19 protein-coding genes are annotated in these 19,467 nt (G+C 65.1%); 11 read left to right on the top strand and 8 right to left on the bottom strand.

What is annotated here, in order from left to right; genetic code table 11:
• Positions 1-16 precede the first annotated feature (16 nt).
• The 4 genes from ACUXVX_RS11360 to ACUXVX_RS11345 are packed head-to-tail and all read left to right on the top strand — an operon-like array spanning position 17 to position 2,193.
• Complete coding sequence (locus ACUXVX_RS11360) at positions 17-487, top strand: chemotaxis protein CheW (RefSeq protein WP_222469445.1); 471 nt, start codon at positions 17-19, stop codon at positions 485-487.
• On the top strand, positions 484-1,416 hold the full coding sequence (locus ACUXVX_RS11355; RefSeq protein ID WP_446308396.1) for a CheR family methyltransferase: 933 nt from the start codon (positions 484-486) through the stop codon (positions 1,414-1,416). Before ACUXVX_RS11360 ends, ACUXVX_RS11355 begins: the two co-directional genes overlap by 4 nt.
• Before the next feature lie 4 nt (positions 1,417-1,420).
• Positions 1,421-1,807, top strand: a complete 387-nt coding sequence (locus ACUXVX_RS11350) for a response regulator (RefSeq protein WP_222469447.1) — start codon at positions 1,421-1,423, stop codon at positions 1,805-1,807.
• Positions 1,804-2,193: a hypothetical protein gene (locus tag ACUXVX_RS11345; protein ID WP_446308395.1), complete on the top strand. Its 390-nt coding sequence runs from the start codon at positions 1,804-1,806 to the stop codon at positions 2,191-2,193. Before ACUXVX_RS11350 ends, ACUXVX_RS11345 begins: the two co-directional genes overlap by 4 nt.
• A 320-nt stretch (positions 2,194-2,513) precedes the next feature.
• Here the strand turns inward: ACUXVX_RS11345 and ACUXVX_RS11340 are convergent, their stop codons facing one another.
• The 4 genes from ACUXVX_RS11340 to ACUXVX_RS11325 all read right to left on the bottom strand — a co-directional run bounded on the left by ACUXVX_RS11340 (position 2,514) and on the right by ACUXVX_RS11325 (position 8,635).
• Entirely contained in the window at positions 2,514-3,041 is a 528-nt protein-coding gene (locus ACUXVX_RS11340) for a chemotaxis protein CheD (protein ID WP_446308394.1), read from the bottom strand.
• Positions 3,038-4,090, bottom strand: a complete 1,053-nt coding sequence (cheB, locus tag ACUXVX_RS11335) for a chemotaxis-specific protein-glutamate methyltransferase CheB (RefSeq protein WP_446308393.1) — start codon at positions 4,088-4,090, stop codon at positions 3,038-3,040. The genes ACUXVX_RS11340 and cheB overlap by 4 nt, the downstream gene beginning before the upstream one ends.
• Before the next feature lie 28 nt (positions 4,091-4,118).
• Positions 4,119-7,283 carry a methyl-accepting chemotaxis protein gene (locus ACUXVX_RS11330; protein WP_446308392.1) on the bottom strand — a complete coding sequence of 1,055 codons (3,165 nt, stop codon included), beginning with the start codon at positions 7,281-7,283 and terminating at the stop codon, positions 4,119-4,121.
• Positions 7,284-7,426: 143 nt separating this feature from the next.
• Complete coding sequence (locus ACUXVX_RS11325) at positions 7,427-8,635, bottom strand: multidrug effflux MFS transporter (protein ID WP_446308391.1); 1,209 nt, start codon at positions 8,633-8,635, stop codon at positions 7,427-7,429.
• 209 nt (positions 8,636-8,844) lie between these two features.
• Here ACUXVX_RS11325 and ACUXVX_RS11320 point away from each other — a divergent pair, with 209 nt between their 5' ends.
• Positions 8,845-9,702 (top strand): alpha/beta fold hydrolase, encoded by an 858-nt coding sequence (locus ACUXVX_RS11320; protein ID WP_446308390.1) that lies wholly within the window; start codon positions 8,845-8,847, stop codon positions 9,700-9,702.
• A 20-nt stretch (positions 9,703-9,722) separates the two neighbouring features.
• Here ACUXVX_RS11320 and ACUXVX_RS11315 read toward each other — a convergent pair whose 3' ends face one another.
• The 4 genes from ACUXVX_RS11315 to ACUXVX_RS11300 all read right to left on the bottom strand — a co-directional run bounded on the left by ACUXVX_RS11315 (position 9,723) and on the right by ACUXVX_RS11300 (position 12,674).
• Entirely contained in the window at positions 9,723-10,202 is a 480-nt protein-coding gene (locus ACUXVX_RS11315) for a VOC family protein (RefSeq protein WP_222469453.1), read from the bottom strand.
• 327 nt (positions 10,203-10,529) lie between these two features.
• On the bottom strand, positions 10,530-11,498 hold the full coding sequence (locus ACUXVX_RS11310; protein ID WP_446308389.1) for a DUF3179 domain-containing protein: 969 nt from the start codon (positions 11,496-11,498) through the stop codon (positions 10,530-10,532).
• A 77-nt stretch (positions 11,499-11,575) separates the two neighbouring features.
• Complete coding sequence (locus tag ACUXVX_RS11305; protein ID WP_446308388.1) at positions 11,576-12,181, bottom strand: peptidylprolyl isomerase; 606 nt, start codon at positions 12,179-12,181, stop codon at positions 11,576-11,578.
• Positions 12,174-12,674: a peptidylprolyl isomerase gene (locus ACUXVX_RS11300; RefSeq protein ID WP_222469456.1), complete on the bottom strand. Its 501-nt coding sequence runs from the start codon at positions 12,672-12,674 to the stop codon at positions 12,174-12,176. Before ACUXVX_RS11300 ends, ACUXVX_RS11305 begins: the two co-directional genes overlap by 8 nt.
• Positions 12,675-12,791: 117 nt before the next feature.
• On the opposite strand from ACUXVX_RS11300, the gene ACUXVX_RS11295 reads away from it, so the two are divergent.
• The 6 genes from ACUXVX_RS11295 to ACUXVX_RS11270 all read left to right on the top strand — a co-directional run bounded on the left by ACUXVX_RS11295 (position 12,792) and on the right by ACUXVX_RS11270 (position 19,441).
• A complete protein-coding gene (locus tag ACUXVX_RS11295) occupies positions 12,792-13,970 on the top strand; it encodes a phosphoglycerate kinase (protein ID WP_446308387.1) in 1,179 nt (392 codons plus the stop codon).
• A 138-nt stretch (positions 13,971-14,108) separates the two neighbouring features.
• Complete coding sequence (locus ACUXVX_RS11290; protein WP_446308386.1) at positions 14,109-15,002, top strand: fructose bisphosphate aldolase; 894 nt, start codon at positions 14,109-14,111, stop codon at positions 15,000-15,002.
• A gap of 205 nt (positions 15,003-15,207) precedes the next feature.
• A complete protein-coding gene (locus tag ACUXVX_RS11285; protein WP_222469459.1) occupies positions 15,208-15,510 on the top strand; it encodes an FtsB family cell division protein in 303 nt (100 codons plus the stop codon).
• Positions 15,511-15,715: 205 nt separating this feature from the next.
• Positions 15,716-16,738 (top strand): pyruvate dehydrogenase (acetyl-transferring) E1 component subunit alpha, encoded by a 1,023-nt coding sequence (gene pdhA / locus ACUXVX_RS11280; protein WP_222492749.1) that lies wholly within the window; start codon positions 15,716-15,718, stop codon positions 16,736-16,738.
• A 15-nt stretch (positions 16,739-16,753) separates the two neighbouring features.
• Positions 16,754-18,133, top strand: a complete 1,380-nt coding sequence (locus ACUXVX_RS11275) for a pyruvate dehydrogenase complex E1 component subunit beta (RefSeq protein WP_446308385.1) — start codon at positions 16,754-16,756, stop codon at positions 18,131-18,133.
• 12 nt (positions 18,134-18,145) lie between these two features.
• Positions 18,146-19,441 carry a pyruvate dehydrogenase complex dihydrolipoamide acetyltransferase gene (locus ACUXVX_RS11270; protein WP_446308384.1) on the top strand — a complete coding sequence of 432 codons (1,296 nt, stop codon included), beginning with the start codon at positions 18,146-18,148 and terminating at the stop codon, positions 19,439-19,441.
• Positions 19,442-19,467: the final 26 nt, after the last annotated feature.

Raw genomic sequence — 19,467 nt, 5'->3', positions numbered from 1 at the left:
GAAGCAGGACAAGACCATGACCACACCCGATGACAACGCCCACGATCCCACGCGTCAGGAGCTGCTCAGCTTCCACGTCGGCACGCAGGAATATTCCATCGATATCATCTCGGTCCGCGAGATCCGCAGCTGGACAGAGGCCACCCCCCTGCCCCACGCCCCGCCCTACGTACGCGGTGTCATCAATCTGCGCGGCACCGTACTGCCCATCATCGACCTCGCGAAACGCCTCGGCATCGCGGCGGGCGAAAAGAACGACCGCAACGTCATCGTCGTGGTGCAATCCGGCGATGATACCGTGGGCCTGCTGGTCGATGCGGTCTCCGACATCTTCGCCGTCTCCGAAGCCGAGCTACAGGCCCCGCCCGACATGTCGTCCGACGGCTCGCTGAAATGCGTGCGCGCGCTCACCATCCATGAAGAACGCATGCTGCGCGTGCTTGATCTCGCCGCAGTCCTGCCCAATGTCGATGCCGAGGCCGCGTGAACGTCGCACTCCCCTCCTCTCCGGCCGGCGCGGTGCAGGCCTTCGCCGGGGGCGGCCCCGAGCCGCTCACGCCGGAAAAGCGCGCGCAGTTCGACGCCATCGCCCGCATGGCTCGCGAGGCGGCGGGCTTGCATATCGTGCCGGAAAAATCCGCCATGGTCTTCTCCCGCATCGGCAAGCGGCTGCGGGCGCTGAAGCTCGGCAGCATCGATGACTACATCGCGCTGGTGCAGGGCCCCAATGCCGCCAACGAGCGCGAACACCTGATCTCGGCGCTCACCACCAATGTCACCAGCTTCTTTCGCGAAAGCCACCATTTCGAGCACTTCGCAAGCGAGGTTATGCCCGGCCTCATTGCACGCGCCCGTCAGGGTGGCCGCGTCCGCCTCTGGTCCTCCGCTTGCTCCTCCGGGCAGGAGCCCTACAGCCTCGCCATGGTGGTGCTTGAGCAGTTCCCCGAGGCCGCGCGGCACGATCTGCGCATCCTCGCCACCGACATTGATACCCAAATCCTGGCCGCCGCCCGCGCCGCCACCTATGCCGCCGATCTGGTCACACCGCTCGCGGCGAGCGGGCGTGACAGGTTCCTGCGCCCCGCCGGCGGCGGTGACATGGTGGTCGCCGACGAGGTCCGCAAGCTCGTGGCCTTCCGCCACCTGAACCTCATGGGCGACTGGCCGATGAAGGGGCAGTTCGATGCGATCTTCTGCCGGAATGTCATGATCTACTTCGATCAGCCCACCCAGAACCGTCTGATCACCCGCTTCGCCCATCTCTGCACCCCCGGCGCCATGCTCTACCTCGGCCATTCCGAACGCATCGATCCAGGCCTGGGCGCCCCCTTCCGCCAGGTCGGGCAAACCGCCTTCGCCTTCGGACCAGCTGCTCAGCCCCACGTCCCGCAACGCCCCGGCCCCCATCAGGAGTAACCCGATGTCCCTCCGCGAAAAACTGCACGTCATGGTGGTCGACGACATGTCCACCAGCCGCGGCCTGATCCTGCAAGCCCTCGACGCCATGGGCGTGACCAACGTCCGCTACACCGCCGACGGCAACGCCGCCCTCGCCGAGCTGGAGAAGAAGCCTGCGCATCTCGTGATCTCGGATTACAACATGCCCGGCATGGATGGCCTTCACTTGCTGAAGGCCCTGCGCACCCATGCCCGCCTCAAGGGCATCGGCTTCATCCTGATCACCGGCAAGGCCGACAAGCAGATCATCGATACCGGCCGCGCGCTCGGCATGAACAACTTCATCAAGAAGCCGTTCCAGCCCAAGGATCTGCACGCCTGCATGGAAGCCGTGGTAGGCCGGCTATGAGCCGTGGCGCACTCGCAACCCAAGGTCCGGCCGCGGCTGACCTGCCAATCTCAGCACTCCTCGCCCGGCTGGCCGACACGCTCGATGGACTCGCCGGCCGCACCGCCCAGATGCAGGACGACCTCGGGAGTTTCCTGACCCAGGCAGGCCATCCCACACGCGCCCAGCTGCGCGAATTGCAGGGCCTCGACCTGATCCACCAGACCCTCGACGACCTCCGCGCCGCCGCCCACCTCGCCGCCGACGCCGCTGGCCGGAACGACCACATCGACATCGCAGCCCTCGCCGATCTCCTCCGCCTCGAAAGCTGCCGCATCGCGCTCCTCCAAGGCGGCGAGGCGGCGCTCGAACAAGAACAACCGAGCGGCGAGATCGATTTCTTCTGAGCGAGATCGCTGGAGCCTCGCGCCTTTCTTGTTGCGCCCCGCTTCATGCAGCTTACATCTAAGGTTCTCAACCTTGGATCACCGCCCATCTCCAGAAAGAGGGATCGTCAGGATCCGACGTCGTAATCAAGGCTCTGCAAACCCGCCTTAATCCGCCAGTTAACGCTCCTTCAGCCGGCGTCGGCATCGTTTCAACGATATTGCGTTCCGCCAGCAAATCTCTGGGCGGGCCGTGTTCGACAGGTTCCACTCCAGCGTCTGGGTTCCGACCGGCCTGACACAAGGTTTGCCGGGAGCCTCAGCATGTCTTGCTCTACGCTTCAGAACAGCTCGAGGTCATCCTCTGCCGCCGCAGGCACGGGGGCCGGTGTCGGCGCTGCGGGCTCCTCAAACTTCGCGATCAGCATCTGGCGCGCCCGCCCGCTTTCGGGCCAGAACTGCACGCGGCGCCCTTGGGTGCCACCCAGGGATTGCCCCATCAGCGGAATATTCTCACGTTCGAGAAACTCCGTCACAAAAGCCCCGTTCCGCGCTCCGATGTCCGAGCGCGCCGCGATCATGCGCGCACCGCCGAATATCTTTGCCTCCAGACTGTCTCGCCGGGCACCTGCCTTCAGCATCCCGTTGATCAGCAGCTCCATGGCATTCGCGCCAACAGCGGCCTCGTAGAGATCGGTTCCTCCGCCACCCGGCAGAAGGATGTGGTTCATCCCGCCGAGCCGCGCCTGATTGTCCCACAGGCAGACAGAGACACAGCTACCAAGGATTGTCGTCAGCAACATGTCCGGGTCCGCCGATACGCCGAACTCCCCCTGCGCCACATGCTGTGTTTTCTCGCGTGATATCATTTTGGCTTCCCGCCCCTTCGCCCACAGATCTGCAATATCCGACCGCCGATGTCATTAAGCGGCACGAGCGCCTCGGCCGCACCTGTTTCCCAGGCCACGCGGGGCATACCCCAGACCGTGCTGCTTTCCTTGCTCTGTGCGAGGGTACGCGCTCCACCGCCACGCAGTGCCAGCATCCCCTTCGCGCCGTCCTGCCCCATGCCGGTAAGGAGGATCGCGAGGCTGCGCGGTGCGACATGCACCGCTGAGCCAAAAAGGTGATCGACGGATGGGCGGTGCCCGCTGACGAGGGAGCCCTCCACAAGTCTGCAACGCGGCATGGCACCTGCCCCGGTGCCCGCAACCAGCTCGAGGTGGCACTGTCCGCCGGGGGCGAAGACCATCATGCCTTGGGTCAGGGCCATTCCGTCCCGCGCGAGCACTACACGTGGGGCAAGACGGCCCGAGAGGCGGTGAGCAAGGCTCTCCATGAATTGCGCCGGCATGTGTTGAACGACCACGATCGGCGGGGCGTTGGAGGGCATTGCACCCAGCACCCGCTCAAGCGCCTCGACCCCGCCAGTCGAGGAGCCGATGAGTACGATCTTTCCGTTCCAAGTGAACTCGGTATGGCTCACCGGTACGGGCCGTGAGGCCCGGGGCTCCACACGGGCTAGTGACGCCTCGAAGATGCGTTCGGCAACATCGGCGGCCTTCTCAGGCCGACCGAAGCCATCTTTGCCGAGGCAGTCGATGGCGCCAAGGGCAAGGGCCTCAATCGCCATGTCGCTGCCCGGGACGGTGCCCGACGACAGCATCACCACCGGCAGAGGCCGGAGCGAAACGATCTTTTCCAGAAAGCTCAGCCCGTTCATCCGAGGCATCTCCACATCGAGCGTCACCACATGCGGATGGGTGGATTTGATAACTGCTCGGGCCTCGAACGGGTCTCCAGCCTCGCCCACCACCTCGAAACGTCCATCCGCGAGGAGCAGGCGCGCGAGCATGGCGCGCATGCTGGCGCTGTCATCGACGATCACCACCCGGCGCTTCTCGGCCAAATCCGACACGTGCTTCACCCCTCAGGACCTGCGCCGCTCAGAACTCTTCCCAGTCTTCGTCGGCCGGGTCGACAGCAAGGGCCGCGTTTCCATCCGAGCTTACGGGCGGCGGGCTTGTGCGCCCGCTGCGAAAGGTCGGGGTGGCGGGTACCCCCTCCAAGGCGGGTGCCGCTGGTGCCTCCTCGGAAGCCTCTGCCGTCACGGTCTCGCCTATGCCGCCAGTGCTCGCCGGCTCTGGCACGGCGTCGGGTCTGTTCACGGGCGACGGTGCCGGGGCCAGCTCGGCTGCAGCATCGCCGATGCGGAAGCGGCTCATCGTGCGCTTCAGCGCATTGGCCTCGCCCGAGAGCGACTGGCTGGCCGCATTCGTCTCTTCGAACATGGCCGCGTTTTCCTGGGTCACCTGATCAAGCTGGTTCATCGCTGTGTTGATCTCGTCGAGCCCGCTGGACTGTTCCTTGGCCGACCGGGCAATTTCGGAGACATGGGCGGCGATATCGCTCACACTGGTCACGATCCCGCTGAGGGCCTCGCCCGTCTGGCCGACGAGTTCGACTCCGCGTTTCACGTGATCACCGGAAGAGGAGATCAGGCCGGAAATCTCGCGTGCAGCATCGGAGCTGCGTTGTGCCAGCGCCCGCACTTCTGAGGCGACCACCGCAAAGCCGCGACCGGCCTCGCCTGCGCGGGCGGCCTCGACGCCCGCGTTCAGGGCCAGCAGGTTGGTCTGGAAGGCGATGTCCTCGATCACCGAGATGATCTTGGAGATCTGATCGGAGCTCTGCGAAATCTGCCCCATCGCGGCGACCGCTTCGCTCACCACTTGGCCGCCCTGTTCGGCATTGCCGCGGGCTTCGCTGACCATCTTGTTGGCCCGGTCAGCGCCCTCGGAGGCCGAGCGCACGCTGGAGGTCAGCTCATCGAGGGCGGCGGCGGTCTCTTCAAGGGTCGAGGCCTGATGCTCGGTGCGGCGTGACAGATCGTCGGCGGATGAGGCGATTTCGCCGATTTCGCGGTGAATGACGCCTGCATTCTCCATCACCATGGCGATGGCTTCGCGCAGCTTGCCAGCGGCCTCGTTGAAGTTGAGCCGCAACTCCTCGTAATCCTCGGCAAACCGTTCTTCCAGCACGCGGGTCAGGTCGCCCTCCGCAAGCGCATTGAGGCCGATCCGAAGCCCATCGACCACTTGGGCCTGGGCCTCGGCGAGGCGCAGCTGCTCTTGCTCCGCCGACAGCAATTTCTCCCGGTCAGCGGTGATGTCGGAGCCCATGAAGAGGTACATGGCGGGCTGGCCATCAGTATCGAGCACAGGGGCGAATCCGCCTTGGAGCCAGTGCAGCGCCCCGTCCGCGCCGCGTAGGCGGAACAGGCCAAAGACGGAGTCGCCCTTTTCCAAACGGTCCAGCACGGCACCGTTCTGCTCGGCGAGATCGGCGTCGAATTCAAAGACATCCAGCGCCGCTGCCCCGGCCATCCCTTCGGCCGGGCGCCCGAGTACAGTGGCCATGGTGTCATTGACCTCGAAGATCCGCGCCTCGCGATCCATTTTGATGGTCGCCAAAAAGCTGTCGATGGTGACCATCAGCGCCCTGTCCATGAACTCCTGCGTGGCATTGCTCAGCTCGACCACCGAGCCGATGATCTGCCCCGCTTCATCGGCCACGGCGCCCACCCGCATGGAGAGCCGCGTATCGCCGAGGCGGAAGAACAGGCTGCGCGGCAGCTCTTCGGGGCTGGCTACGGCGCGCTCGAGGCTGTCAGGATTGGGCATCAGACGGTCGATGCTCTGCCCGGTGAGGTCCTCGGAGCCGTCGAAGAGCCCGGCGGCGGCAAAGACCCCGGCGTTCTTTTGCATGAACTCCACTGCCGCGTCATTGGCGTAGGTTACGCAGAGATCGCTATCGAGCATGAGCATCGGGGCGGAGCTGGCCTGAAATCCTGCCCCGCGAAAGATGTTGTCTTTCTCGGCAGCGCGGGCCTCTTGCAGGGCGCCGCGCAGCACCTCGGCGCTGCGGGCCATCTCGCCAAGCTCGTCACCGCGGTTGGCCCCCGGAATTGCGCGCTCATAGGCACCACGGGCCAGATCTTCGAGGCCGCGGCGCATGCCGTTCACCGGCGCGACGATCCCGCGCGACAGGCCAAAGCCGACCAACGAGGCAAAGACGAGCAGGCCGGCCCCCGCCATGGCGCAATAGGTGATGAGCCGGTTGATCGCATGAAAGGCCTCGGCATCGGTCATCTCGGCGGTGATGGCCCAGGTGAAGGCGCCGAGATCGATCGGGCCATAAACGGCAAGGCCGGTGCTGCCATCGCTGAGGGTGCCGCGCATCTGGCCGCGCTCGCCGGCATGGGCGCGGGTCAGCGCCTCGCTGCTCACCGGCTCCAGCCCGGCCTCGCCCACGTGGTTGCGCGGCAGGCCGTCTGGGCCGGTGATGATCATCGACATGCCGCTGTGGCTGATGTCGTTCGTGCTGACCATCGGCGCGATCTGATCGGTGGGCATCTGGACCGCGAGCACGCCCAGCAAGGTGCCATCCTCGCCGGTCAGCGCGATGGAGGCAAAGCCCGCCGCCGCCCCGTGCGAGGGCCCGTAGGGTGCGAAATCGACGAAGGTGACCGCATCCTCGCTGCCCGCCTTGGCCACCGCACCGCGAAACGCCTCGCCGAGCCCGCTGTCGGCCCACGGCCCCTCCATCAGGTTGGTGGCAAAATCCAACTCCTTGAACACGGTGTAAATGAGGTTCCCCTCGGCATCGAAGAGGAACACATCGTAATAGCCACGCGTCTGCTGCAGCGCGCGAAAGAAGCCATGGAACCGCTTGTGCGCAATCGAGTAGCCCGAGCCGTCGCGCGCGAAGTCATACAGGTGCTTCTCGCCCAGCGGATGCGGGTTTTCCTCGATGTAGATGCGCTGCAACTCCCCCACCGGGTCATCGCCCATCGCGGCAAACGCCCCGGTGAACTTGCTCAGCGCGGCCAGCACCGTGCCCTCGGTGGAGTTGAACTGCAGGTCGTTCCGGATCCGGTCGACCCACTCCTGCACCGCGCCCTGATCCTGCTCCAGCGTGCTCTTCAGCCGCGCATTGGCCGCCTCCTCGGCGTTCTTCCAGCCTTGCATCGCCAGCAGGCCGACAAAGCCGGCAACCGTGATGGCAACCGTGAGAGAGATGAGCAGCGGCAGCTTTGTCCGCAGTTTCATGTTGCGCAGCAGGGGCATGCAAAATCTCCAGATCCTGAACGTCCGGCCCGCGCAACACGCGGCGGCCGGACCTCAGGACCGGAAATGCACGAAGGGTGCTAAAATAGGCTTAACCCTGCCCGGAAATCGTCAGCCCGCGCGGCTCAGGCCGCCTGCCGCACCCGCGAGAGCACCACCCAGGCCAGCGTGGCCGAGGCCAGACCGCAGGCCGCGATGGCCGCGATCATCGGCGTGGCGGTGCCATTGTGGAAGGGCGTCGCGAAGCCCACGGCCACCCCGCCCGCCACCATCTGCAAGGTGCCGCCGAGGCTCGAGGCCATGCCCGCGTTCTCGCCGTGATCGTCCAGCGCCATCACCATCGTCGTCGGGATCACGAGGCCAAGGAAAGCGTTGCCGATGAAGAGCCCCGCCATGACCACCACGAGCGAGCTGCCGCCCGTCGCCACCACCGCAAAGAGCGTTGCCGTGGCAAGGCCAAAGCCGGTCGCTCCGCCCAGCACCACCCGGGTCAGCCCGAGCCGGTCGGCCAGCGGCCCGGCGGCCTGGCTGGCGCCGAAGAACCCGGCCGCATTCACCGCAAAGGCCAGCGAAAACTGGGTCGGCGTCAGGCCGAAATCCTGTGTGTAAACAAAGGGCGCCAGCGCGATGAAGATGAAAAAGCTCGCCATCCCGAAGCCGCCGACAAAGGTCAGCCCCATGAACTTGGCATCGCGCAGCAGCATCCCCGCCACGCGGGTCAGCGCGGCCACGTTCACCTTCACCCGGCGCTCCGGCGGCAGGGTCTCCGGCAGCGCAAAATGCATCAGCGTCACGCAGGCCACGGCGGCCACGGCCAGCACCCAGAAGATCGCGCGCCAGCCCGCCACGGCGGCCACGCCCGAGCCGGCCAGCGGCGCCAGCATCGGCGAGACCGAGATCACCAGCATGATCAGCGCCATCATCTTGGTCGCCGCCGCGCCGGTGTGCATGTCGCGGATGATCGCCCGTGGCACCACCATCACCGCCGCCCCGCCGAGGCCCTGCACAAAGCGCCAGGCCACCAGCGTGCCGAGGCTCCCGGCCATCGCCGCGCCCACCGAGCCGATGGCAAAGACCCCGAGCCCGAAGTAGATCGGCAACCGCCGCCCCGATTGGTCGGCCCACGGGCCATAGATCAACTGGGCAAGGCCGAAGGCGATGAAATAGCCGATGATCGTGGCCCCCATCGCGGCCTCGTCCACGCCGAGCGCCACGCCGATCTCGGGCATCATCGGCAGGTACATGTCGATCGCGAAAGGCCCCACCATCGACATCAGGCCGAGGATGAGCGCCGAGCGGAAAAGGCCCTCTGGCCGGGCAGCGGCCTGTTGCATGGTCTGTCCTTTCAGATGAGCGCGCGCGGGCATTCTGCGGCGCGGCGTTGCGCGGAACCTAGCGACTTGGGCCGCCCCGTCCAGAGGCACGGGCAAAAATTCTTGCTCCCGTCATGTGTCTGCTGACAAATGCAGCCCTGAGCCAAATTGAAACGCCATCCCTGAGCCGAACCAAAACGCCAGCCCCGCGCCAAAGGCGAAAGACCGATATGACAGACCTGCCCACCCCCTTCGCCACCCATCGCATTGCCGGACACGGCGGCACGTCCATTGCTGTGGCCGAATATGGCGCGCCCGATGGCCCGCCGATCCTCTTCGTTCACGGCTGGTCGCAGAGCCACCTCTCCTTCGCCCGGCAGTTCGCCGCGCCGGAGCTGGCAGGCTTCCGCATGGTGGGGTTCGACCTGCGCGGCCACGGTGCCTCCGACAAGCCCACCGCGCCGGATGCCTACGATGGCTCCGAGCCTTGGGGCGGCGACATCGCGGCGGTGATCGAAGCGCTCTCGCTGCACCGCCCGCTGCTGCTGGGCTGGTCGATGGGCGGCAAGGCGCTCTGCGACTACCTCGCGCTGCACGGCGATACCGCGCTGCGGGCCACGGCGATGATCGGCACCGGCCCGACGTCCGGCAAGTTCATCCCGCCCGAGGCCCGCGCCCTGCGCATGGCCGATGAGGCGGTGCTCGCCAAGGGCATGCTCTCCGACGTGCTTCCCGAGAACCTCGCGGCCACGCAGGCCTTCCTGCGCGCCTGCTTCCACCAGCAGCCCTCCGAAGCCGACTTTGCCGCCATGCTCGGCTTCAACATGATGTGCCCGCCCGAAATTCGTGGCCAGACCCGCCAGCGCCACGCCGATTATCGCCCCGCCGCGCGGGCCACGATAAACCCCTGTCTCGTGGTCTGGGGCGCCCACGAGCGGGTCATGCCGCGCCCGATCTTCGATGAATGCGCCGCCGAATTCGCCCATGCCGAGCCCCATGTGTTCGAAAACTCCGGCCACGCGCCGTTCTGGGAAGAGCCGGAGCGGTTCAACGCGCTGCTGGCGGAGTTCGCCTCTGCCGGGGTCTGACCCGGCGCAGTGCATCGCCCCTACCCTTTCACCGCCGCCTCGATCTTCGCCACGTCGATCTTGCCCATCTCCATCATCGCGGCAAAGGCCCGCTCGGCGACCGCGCCGCCCTGCGCCATCGCCTCTGTCAACACGCGCGGGGTGATCTGCCAGTGGATGCCCCAGCGGTCGGAGCACCAGCCACAGGCGCTCTCCTTACCGCCGTTGCCGACGATGGCCTCCCAGTACCGGTCGGTCTCAGCCTGATCGTCCGTCGCCACCTGAAACGAGAACGCCTCGCTGTGTGAAAAGATCGGCCCGCCGTTCAGCCCGAGGCAGGGAATGCCCAGCACGGTGAACTGCACCGTCAGCACCTGCCCCTTGGTCCCGCCGGGAAAGTCGCCCGGCGCCTTGTGCACCGCCTCCACCGCAGTGTCGGGGAAGGTCTCGGCATAAAACCGGGCCGCCCCTTCGGCGTCGGAATCGTACCAAAGGCAGATGGTGTTCTTCGCTATGGTCATGCTGGCCTCCCATTTTAGGTTGATATCCACCTACATGAGAAAACCGCGCGGAGTCAATGGCCCGGACCAGGGGTTTGCAATGCAGGCGCAGAAAATCATGCTGCACCTGCGATATGCATGGAATGTGCATTGGATGTGCATCACTTGTGCATCCGGTATTTCCCTACCCCATTTGCAACAGGGTCGCCGCTTAACCCTCTGGCCTTAGGCCGAAAAACCGCTTGGATGCGGAGCCGAGCCTGACCCCGCCATGCCGCAAGGCAGAAACTTTGCAAACCTCCGGCATCCCATTGATTTGCCATGCAATTTCGCGCCGTTAACCGGATCTTAGCGGCTCTCGGCTAACATCCACTCACCGCGCGGGTAAAACGCGTGAAACGCAAAGGCGAACATCAGGTCGTGGGCCACATCCCGCCCAGCCTTGTCGCGCACCCGTATCATGCCCACGTCGCGCCCCTTGGCGATGGCGGCGCTGTCGAGCGCACTGGCCTGCCCGGCGGCCCAAGAGATCACCACCCCCGCCTCCCGGATCTCGCCCGCCTCAGCCACCCGCGTCAGCGGCCAGGCCCGGTTGCCCACGCGCACCACGCGCAGCAGCGGCGGCACCCCGTGCGGCGGCATTTCTCCGTTGAAAAGAAAGGGCTTTTTCGAGCTGTCGTAGCCTTTGTAGGGGTTCTGCCCATAGGGCCGATTGTGCCGCGGCTCGGCCATCACCCGCCCCTTCGGGTGCCGCGTGGCGAAGCTCTCCCAGCTCTCCATCCAGCTCGGCACCGCCTTCAGCTCCGCCCCGGTCAGCTCCCCCACAATGGCGGTGCCTAGAGCCTGCTGCCACCAGCTTTCGGTCTGCCGGTCATACATCACCATATCCGAATGCCGCAGCTTGCCCGTCACCCCGAATTCCAGCTCCCGCCCGCGCAGCCGCCGGTCGTAGACCAGCGCAGAATTGCAGAGCGGACAATAGGTTACCGCAATCGGCACCCCGCCTATCCGGTCATTCACGATCTCATGCCAGATCAGGTAGCGCAGCGGATAGGCCCGCGCCTCGCCGCCCATTTCCACAGTGATCACCGGCTCCCGCGCCGAGAGCTTCGCGCCCTTCACCGCCCTGAACTCCGGCCCCGTGATTGCCGGAATCCCATCCTTCCCCGGCCCGCCCGAGAGGATCTCGACCCAGCTCTTCACGCTCGTCCTGGAAAAGTCGGTGCGCGGCCATTCGTGCTTCCAGAACCCCGGATCAGCCGCGGCCAGCCCGGCGCTCAAAAACAGCCAAGCCATTGCCCGAAAAAGAAAACCCATGGCATCCTCCCTCCCTGATCGGGGCAAGGATGCCATGGGCCATTGTCTCGACAAACCCCGCTCACGCAGGGTTTACGTCACTGTGTGATGGTCACGCTCTCCATCACGTCCGGGGTCTCGACGATGCCGCTGCCCGGCATGCCACGGGTGATCGCATCGACCACCTCCATGCCTTCCAGCACATTTCCGACCACGGTGTATTGCCCGTTCAGATGCTCCGCCGGAGCGAACATGATGAAGAACTGGCTGTTGGCGCTGTTCGGGTCGTTGGTCCGCGCCATGCCCACGGCACCGCGCACATAGGGCGCGTCGGAAAATTCCGCTGGCAGATCAGGCAGATCGGAGCCACCGGTGCCCGCACGGCTCAGGTCGTCGCCCTTGCCGAACTGCACATCGCCGGTCTGGGCCATGAAGCCCTCCAGCACGCGGTGAAACACCACGCCGTCATAGGCACCGGACTCGGCCAGTTCCACGATCCGCTCCACATGCTGCGGCGCGAGGTCGGGGCGCAGGTCGATCACCACATCGCCCTTGCCAGCCACGGTGATCACCATATTCGGCCCGGCGGTATCTTCGGCCGCTGCGGCCTCGGTCACGGTGCCGTTGGTGAACAGAAAGAAGGCCGCCAGAAAGGCCAGCCCCACGGCAAAGAGCCCGCCCGCAAAGACCTTGCTGTCAGACATCTGCCGCCACCTTCACGCTCTTCATCACGCCCGGCTGCGCAGGCGGCTCGCCGCGCGGGATCGCATCGACATGCTCCATCCCGTCGATCACCCGGCCATAGACGGTGTAATTGCCATTAAGGAAATGCACGTCATCGAAGCAGATGAAGAACTGGCTGTTCGCGCTGTCGGGGTTCTGGCTGCGGGCCGCACCCAGCACGCCGCGATCGAAGGGCAGCTTGTTGAACTCGGCCGGCACATTGGGCAGGTCGGAGCCGCCGGTGCCCGCGCGCCGCAGGTCGCCGCCTGCCTTGCCGTGGGCCACATCGCCGGTCTGGGCCATGAAGCCCTCGATCACGCGGTGAAACACCACGCCGTCATAGGCACCGGAGCGGGCCAGCTCCTTCATCCGGGCAGAGTGCTGCGGGGCCACATCGGGCAGCAGCTCGACGGTCACGGTGCCGCCGTCCAGCTCGATCAGGATGGTGTTTTCGGGGTCTTTGATCTCGGCCATACGCGCCTCCTCAGTCATAAGTCGCGGGCACCCTATGCGGCGCGCTGCCAAAGGGAAACCCCCGCGTTGACCGCGCCGATCAAACCAGCGAGAACGGGGCGACAGATGGAGGATCGCATGGCCTGGAAAACCCTTGATGACATGGACCTGAGCGGCAAGCGCGTGCTGGTGCGGGTCGATATCAACGTGCCGATGGATGGCGGCAAAGTCACCGACACCACCCGCATCGACAGGATCGTGCCCACCGTCGAGGATATTCTGGCCAAGGGCGGCAAGCCGATCCTGCTGGCGCACTTCGGGCGGCCCAAGGGCAAGGTGGTGCCCGAGATGTCGCTGGAGCAGGTCGTGCCCGCCCTCTCCGAGGCGCTCGGCCAAAAAGTGGCCTTCGCCGATGGCGGCTGGGATGCCGCCGTGGCCACGCTCTCTGCGGGCCAGGTGTTGCTGCTGGAGAACATGCGTTTCTTCCCCGGCGAAGAGGCCAACGATCCGGCCTTCGCCAAGGAACTCGCCGCGCTGGGTGACATCTACTGCAATGATGCCTTCTCCGCCGCCCACCGCGCCCATGCCTCCACCGAGGGCGTGGCGCATCTGCTGCCCAATTGCGCGGGCCGCAACATGCAGGAGGAGCTGGAGGCGCTGGAGGGCGCTTTGGGCGACCCGATCCGCCCGGTGGCCGCCGTGGTCGGCGGCGCGAAGGTCTCGACCAAGATCACCCTGCTCTCCAACCTGCTCGACAAGGTCGACCACCTGATCATCGGTGGTGGCATGGCCAATACCTTCCTGCTGGCGCAAGGCCACGAGATCGGCCAGTCGCTCGCAGAGGCCGAGATGACCGGCACCGCGCTGGAAATCCTCGAAAAGGCCAAGGGCTCTGGCTGCCAGATCCACCTGCCGGTGGACGTGGTGGTGGCCGAAGAGTTCAAGGCCCGCGCCCCGCACAAGGTCTGCCCCGCCGAGGCCTGCCCGGCAGAGGGCATGATCCTCGATGCCGGGCCGAAGACGGTGGCGAAGATCTGTGAAATTTTCGACGAGAGCGAAACGGTCATCTGGAACGGCCCGCTCGGCGCCTTCGAGATCATGCCCTTCGGCGCCGCCACCTATGCCGCCGCGCGTCAGGCCGGTGCGCTGACCGACCGGGGCGAGCTGATCACCGTGGCCGGTGGCGGCGATACCGTCTCGGCGCTCAACAACGCCAAGGCGGTGCACCAGTTCACCTATATCTCCACCGCCGGCGGCGCGTTTCTGGAGTGGATGGAGGGCAAGACCCTGCCCGGCGTCGCGGCGCTGGGGGGCTGAGGCTGACCGGACCACGAATTCTGCTACAGAAACTCGTCGCCCCGGCGGCCCGGAACGGGCGTTAGCGCAATCACCTTTGCCTTCCCCCGCGCCCGCCGCTATCCCTCTGCCCGAAGGTCACAAACGAGGGACGGACCCATGCCGAACGCCGAGCAAAAACAGAAGATCGCCGCAGGTCAGGGCTTCATCGCCGCGCTCGACCAGTCCGGGGGCTCCACCCCCAAGGCGCTCCGGCTCTACGGCGTCTCCGAAGAGCGCTATGCCAATGATGACGAGATGTTCGACCTCATCCACGAGATGCGCTCACGCATCGCCACCGCCCCTGCCTTCACGGGAGACAAGGTGATCGGCGCGATCCTGTTCGAAAAGACGATGGACCGCGACATCGCAGGCAAGCCCTCGGCGCAGTTCCTGTGGGAAGACCGCGGCGTTGTCCCCTTCCTGAAGATCGACAAGGGGCTGGAAGAAGAGGCCAATGGCGTTCAGCTGATAAAGCCCATTCCCGGCCTCTCCGAGCTGCTCACCCGCGCTGCCGACAAGGGCATCTTCGGCACCAAGGAGCGCTCGGTGATCCATGCCGCCAACGCCGAAGGGATTGCCGCCAATGTGGCACAGCAGTTCGAGCTTGGCGCGCAGGTGGTGGAGCATGGGCTGGTGCCGATCCTCGAGCCCGAGATCAACATCAACGCGCCCGACAAGGCCGAGGCCGAAGCGCTGCTGCGCGACGAGATCCTCAAGCGGCTTGATGCCCTGCCCGGCACCTCGGACGTGATGCTCAAGCTCACCCTCCCGGAAGAGGCAAACCTCTACAAGCCGCTGATCGACCATCCGCGCGTGTTGAAGGTCGTCGCACTCTCGGGTGGCTATTCTCGCGAGGAGGCCAACACCCGGCTGGCGCAGAACACCGGCATGGTCGCCAGCTTCTCCCGCGCGCTGACCGAGGGCCTGTCTGACGACCAGTCTGACAGCGAGTTCAACGAGACTCTCGGCTCCGCCATCGGCTCGATCCACGCGGCCTCCGTCGCCGGCTGATCTGCGCCTGCCCACGGCGCCGCCCCGCAAGGCGGCGCTGAAACGGCCCTGCGCACGCCCCTGACCGCACCGTTAACCTGTTTGCCACTGATTTCAGTGCATTTTCGGGTGATCGGAGCAGAAAGGGGATTCACTTGACCGCCGGAGTGTGTCAGATTCATTGCACGAGGTCCGCAAAGAGGCCCGTACGAAGAGGCACAACGGTATGGCAGTTTCCCGCAGACGTCCGGCATTTGGGGTGGTGATCTATTTCGCCGTCACCCTGTCGCTTGGTCTCTACTTCACCTTCGCGGCGGTTCAGGGCGACTATGGCCTGTTCCGGCGCATCGAGATCGAAGCCGAGGCGAGCGAGCTGAAGGCAGAGCGGGAACGTCTGAAAGTTGAGGTTGCCGCACTGCGCAACAAGGCGCGCCGCATGTCGGATGACTACCTCGACCTCGACCTGCTCGATCAGCAGGCGCGCGACGTGCTGGGCCTGATCCGCGCCGACGAAATCGTCATTCGCTGACCTTCCCTGCTGCGCTGCGGCATCGCAAGCGCGGCCATTGCACGCCTCCTTCCCCCACCGCTCGGTCCGTTAACCGCCTGTCAATACAGGCGGAACGCCGCCGCTCCCGTCTGCGTTAAAATTTCATGTGCATGTCCGGAAGGGCAATGCTAAGACATGGTTCAACGTTAAACTACTTTTCAAGACTCGGGGAGGAGAGGCTGCCATGGCGGCTCGGAAGACCACCAGAAAGACACCCGCGAAGTCCAACACATCGAAGGACGACCTGCTCGCCTACTACCGCGACATGCTGCTGATCCGCCGGTTCGAGGAAAAGGCCGGCCAGCTTTATGGCATGGGCCTGATCGGCGGGTTCTGCCACCTCTACATCGGTCAGGAAGCCGTTGTGGTTGGGCTCGAAGCCGCTGCCAAGGAAGGCGACAAGCGCATCACATCCTACCGCGACCACGGCCACATGCTGGCCTGCGGTATGGACCCGAAAGGCGTGATGGCCGAGCTCACTGGCCGTGAAGGCGGCTACTCGAAGGGCAAGGGCGGCTCGATGCACATGTTCTCGAAAGAGAAGCACTTCTACGGCGGCCACGGCATCGTCGGCGCGCAGGTGCCGCTCGGCGCAGGCCTCGCCTTTGCCGACAAGTACAACGAGAACGACAACGTCACCTTCACCTACTTCGGCGACGGTGCCGCCAACCAGGGCCAGGTCTACGAGACCTTCAACATGGCCGCCCTCTGGAAGCTGCCGGTGATCTTCGTGATCGAGAACAACCAGTATGCCATGGGCACTTCGCAGAACCGCTCCACCTCGACCGAAGACATCCACACCCGCGGCGCGCCATTCGGCATCCCCGGAGAGATCGTCGACGGGATGGATGTGCTGGCGGTCAAGGAAGCCGGCGAGAAGGCCGTGGCGCACTGCCGTTCGGGCGAAGGCCCGTACATTCTGGAAGTGAAAACATACCGTTACCGCGGCCACTCCATGTCTGACCCGGCCAAGTACCGGACCCGTGAGGAGGTGCAGAAGATGCGCGAGGAGCGCGACCCGATCGAGCGCGTCCGCGCCATGCTGCTCGAAGGCAAGCACGCCTCCGAAGATGACCTCAAGGGGATCGACAAGGAGATCAAGGACATCGTCAACGAGAGCGCCGAGTTCTCCAAGGAAAGCCCCGAGCCCGCGCTCGAGGAGCTCTGGACGGACATCTACGCCGACGTGGCGCCGCAGGAAGCCTGAGGGGAGAACTGAGAGATGGCAACCGAACTGCTCATGCCCGCGCTTTCCCCGACGATGGAGGAAGGCACGCTTGCAAAATGGCTGGTGAAGGAGGGCGACACCGTGTCGTCCGGCGACATCCTGGCCGAGATCGAAACCGACAAGGCCACGATGGAATTCGAGGCCGTTGACGAGGGCACCATCGGCAAGATCCTCGTGTCCGAGGGCACCGAAGGGGTGAAAGTGAACACCCCCATCGCGGTGATCCTCGAAGAGGGCGAAGATGCCTCTGCCGCCGAAAACGTATCTTCCGGCAGCAGCGAACCCGCTGAAGCCAAACAAGAACCCTCTGCCCCCGCGGCCGCGAAGCCCGAGGCCGAGGCGCCGACCGAGTTGAAGGTTGATGCCTCGCCCGATTGGCCCGAGGGCACCGAGATGGTGCAAACCACCGTCCGTGAGGCCCTGCGCGATGCGATGGCCGAGGAAATGCGGAAGGATGAAAACGTTTTCCTGATGGGCGAGGAGGTTGCCGAGTATCAGGGCGCCTACAAGATCTCCCAAGGCATGCTCGACGAGTTCGGCCCCAAGCGGGTGATCGATACGCCGATCACCGAGCACGGCTTTGCCGGCATCGCCACGGGTGCAGCCTTTGGCGGCCTGCGCCCGATCGTGGAGTTCATGACCTTCAACTTCGCCATGCAGGCGATCGACCACATCATCAACTCTGCGGCAAAGACTCTCTATATGTCGGGCGGCCAGATGGGCGCGCCGATGGTTTTCCGCGGCCCCAACGGCGCAGCAGCCCGCGTGGCAGCCCAGCACAGTCAGGACTACGCGGCATGGTACGCCATGATCCCCGGCCTGAAGGTGGTGATGCCTTACTCGGCAGCCGACTACAAAGGCCTGATGAAGACCGCAATCCGCGACCCCAACCCGGTGATCTTCCTTGAGAACGAGATCCTCTACGGGCGCACCTTCGACGTGCCCAAGCTTGATGACTTCACCATCCCCTTCGGCAAGGCAAAGATCTGGCGCGAGGGCGATGATGTGACCCTGGTCAGTTTCGGCATCGGGATGCAGTATGCCCTTGAAGCGGCAGAAAAGCTTGCCGAGGACGGCATATCCGCCGAGGTGATCGACCTGCGCACGTTGCGCCCGATGGACACGGCCACGGTGATCAAATCGGTGATGAAGACCAACCGCTGCGTGACGGTCGAAGAAGGCTGGCCGGTGGGCTCCATCGGCGGGCATATCTCCTCGGTGCTCATGCAGGAGGCCTTCGATTACCTCGACGCTCCGGTGATCAACTGCACCGGCAAGGACGTGCCGATGCCCTACGCCGCCAATCTCGAAAAACACGCGCTGGTGACCACCGACGAGGTGATCGAAGCCGTGAAAAAAGTGACCTACCGGTAAGGAGAGAGAGCGATGCCCACAGAAGTTCTGATGCCCGCCCTCTCGCCCACCATGGAGCAGGGCACCCTTGCGAAATGGCTGGTGAAGGAAGGCGACACCGTCTCTTCCGGCGACCTGCTGGCAGAGATCGAGACCGACAAGGCGACAATGGAGTTCGAAGCGGTCGATGAAGGCGTCATTGGAAAGATCCTCATTGAGGAAGGCACTGAAGGCGTGGCGGTGAACACCCCCATCGCCGTGCTCCTCGAAGAGGGCGAAAGCGCCGATGACATCAAGGAAGGCGGCTCTGCACCAAAGTCCGAGGCGCCGGCCAAGGAAGAGGCAAAGGCCGAAGCGCCTGCCTCTACCCCTGCTGCAAGCGCCGCCCCTGCGGCACCGTCAAAGGATGGCGAGCGCATCTTCGCCTCGCCGCTGGCCCGCCGGATTGCCGCCGACAAGGGCATCGACCTTGCCTCGATCAAAGGCTCCGGCCCCAAGGGGCGGATCGTGAAATCGGATGTGGAGAACGCCAAGCCCGGCGCGGCCCCTGCGAAGGAAGAGGCCAAGGCCCCTGCCGCCGCCGCTGCAGCACCCGCTGGCCCCTCTGCCGATGCCATCGCCAAGATGTACGAGGGACGCGAGTACGAAGAGGTCAAGCTCGACGGGATGCGCAAGACCATTGCCGCGCGTCTCACCGAGGCGAAGCAGACGATACCGCACTTCTACCTGCGCCGTGATATCCAGCTCGACGCGCTGCTGAAGTTCCGCAGCCAGCTGAACAAGCAGCTGGAAGGCCGCGGCGTGAAGCTTTCGGTGAACGACTTCATCATCAAGGCGTGTGCGCTGGCGCTTCAGGCCGTGCCCGATTGCAACGCCGTTTGGGCCGGTGACCGGGTGCTGAAGCTGAAGCCCTCCGATGTGGCCGTGGCCGTTGCCATCGAGGGCGGTCTGTTCACGCCGGTGCTGAAGGATGCCGACACCAAGAGCCTCTCGGCCCTTTCGGCGGAGATGAAAGACCTCGCCACCCGTGCCCGCGACCGCAAGCTCGCGCCGCATGAGTACCAGGGCGGCACCTTTGCCATCTCCAACCTCGGTATGTTCGGGATCGACAACTTCGACGCGGTCATCAACCCGCCCCATGGCGCGATCCTCGCGGTGGGTTCGGGCGTGAAGAAGCCGGTTGTGGGCGCCGATGGCGAGTTGACCGTGGCCACTGTGATGAGCGTGACGCTCTCGGTCGATCACCGGGTGATCGACGGGGCGCTTGGGGCCGAGTTCCTCAAGGCCTTGGTGGAAAACCTCGAAAACCCGATGGTGATGCTCGCCTGAGCCACGGTCAGAGCCAGCTACAAGGC

This window comes from Vannielia sp. SX4, from assembly GCF_052828525.1.
The sequence above is the reverse complement of the archived record's forward strand: the minus strand, read 5'-3'. Positions and strand labels throughout refer to the sequence as shown.

Coding starts and splice junctions, on each gene's coding strand:
- ACUXVX_RS11360 (WP_222469445.1), top strand. CDS start 17: ATGACCACACCCGATGACAACGCCCACGATCCCACGCGTCAGGAGCTG.
- ACUXVX_RS11350 (WP_222469447.1), top strand. CDS start 1,421: ATGTCCCTCCGCGAAAAACTGCACGTCATGGTGGTCGACGACATGTCC.
- ACUXVX_RS11345 (WP_446308395.1), top strand. CDS start 1,804: ATGAGCCGTGGCGCACTCGCAACCCAAGGTCCGGCCGCGGCTGACCTG.
- ACUXVX_RS11340 (WP_446308394.1), bottom strand. CDS start 3,041: ATGATATCACGCGAGAAAACACAGCATGTGGCGCAGGGGGAGTTCGGC.
- ACUXVX_RS11330 (WP_446308392.1), bottom strand. CDS start 7,283: ATGAAACTGCGGACAAAGCTGCCGCTGCTCATCTCTCTCACGGTTGCC.
- ACUXVX_RS11325 (WP_446308391.1), bottom strand. CDS start 8,635: ATGCAACAGGCCGCTGCCCGGCCAGAGGGCCTTTTCCGCTCGGCGCTC.
- ACUXVX_RS11320 (WP_446308390.1), top strand. CDS start 8,845: ATGACAGACCTGCCCACCCCCTTCGCCACCCATCGCATTGCCGGACAC.
- ACUXVX_RS11315 (WP_222469453.1), bottom strand. CDS start 10,202: ATGACCATAGCGAAGAACACCATCTGCCTTTGGTACGATTCCGACGCC.
- ACUXVX_RS11310 (WP_446308389.1), bottom strand. CDS start 11,498: ATGGGTTTTCTTTTTCGGGCAATGGCTTGGCTGTTTTTGAGCGCCGGG.
- ACUXVX_RS11305 (WP_446308388.1), bottom strand. CDS start 12,181: ATGTCTGACAGCAAGGTCTTTGCGGGCGGGCTCTTTGCCGTGGGGCTG.
- ACUXVX_RS11300 (WP_222469456.1), bottom strand. CDS start 12,674: ATGGCCGAGATCAAAGACCCCGAAAACACCATCCTGATCGAGCTGGAC.
- ACUXVX_RS11295 (WP_446308387.1), top strand. CDS start 12,792: ATGGCCTGGAAAACCCTTGATGACATGGACCTGAGCGGCAAGCGCGTG.
- ACUXVX_RS11290 (WP_446308386.1), top strand. CDS start 14,109: ATGCCGAACGCCGAGCAAAAACAGAAGATCGCCGCAGGTCAGGGCTTC.
- ACUXVX_RS11285 (WP_222469459.1), top strand. CDS start 15,208: ATGGCAGTTTCCCGCAGACGTCCGGCATTTGGGGTGGTGATCTATTTC.
- pdhA (WP_222492749.1), top strand. CDS start 15,716: ATGGCGGCTCGGAAGACCACCAGAAAGACACCCGCGAAGTCCAACACA.
- ACUXVX_RS11275 (WP_446308385.1), top strand. CDS start 16,754: ATGGCAACCGAACTGCTCATGCCCGCGCTTTCCCCGACGATGGAGGAA.
- ACUXVX_RS11270 (WP_446308384.1), top strand. CDS start 18,146: ATGCCCACAGAAGTTCTGATGCCCGCCCTCTCGCCCACCATGGAGCAG.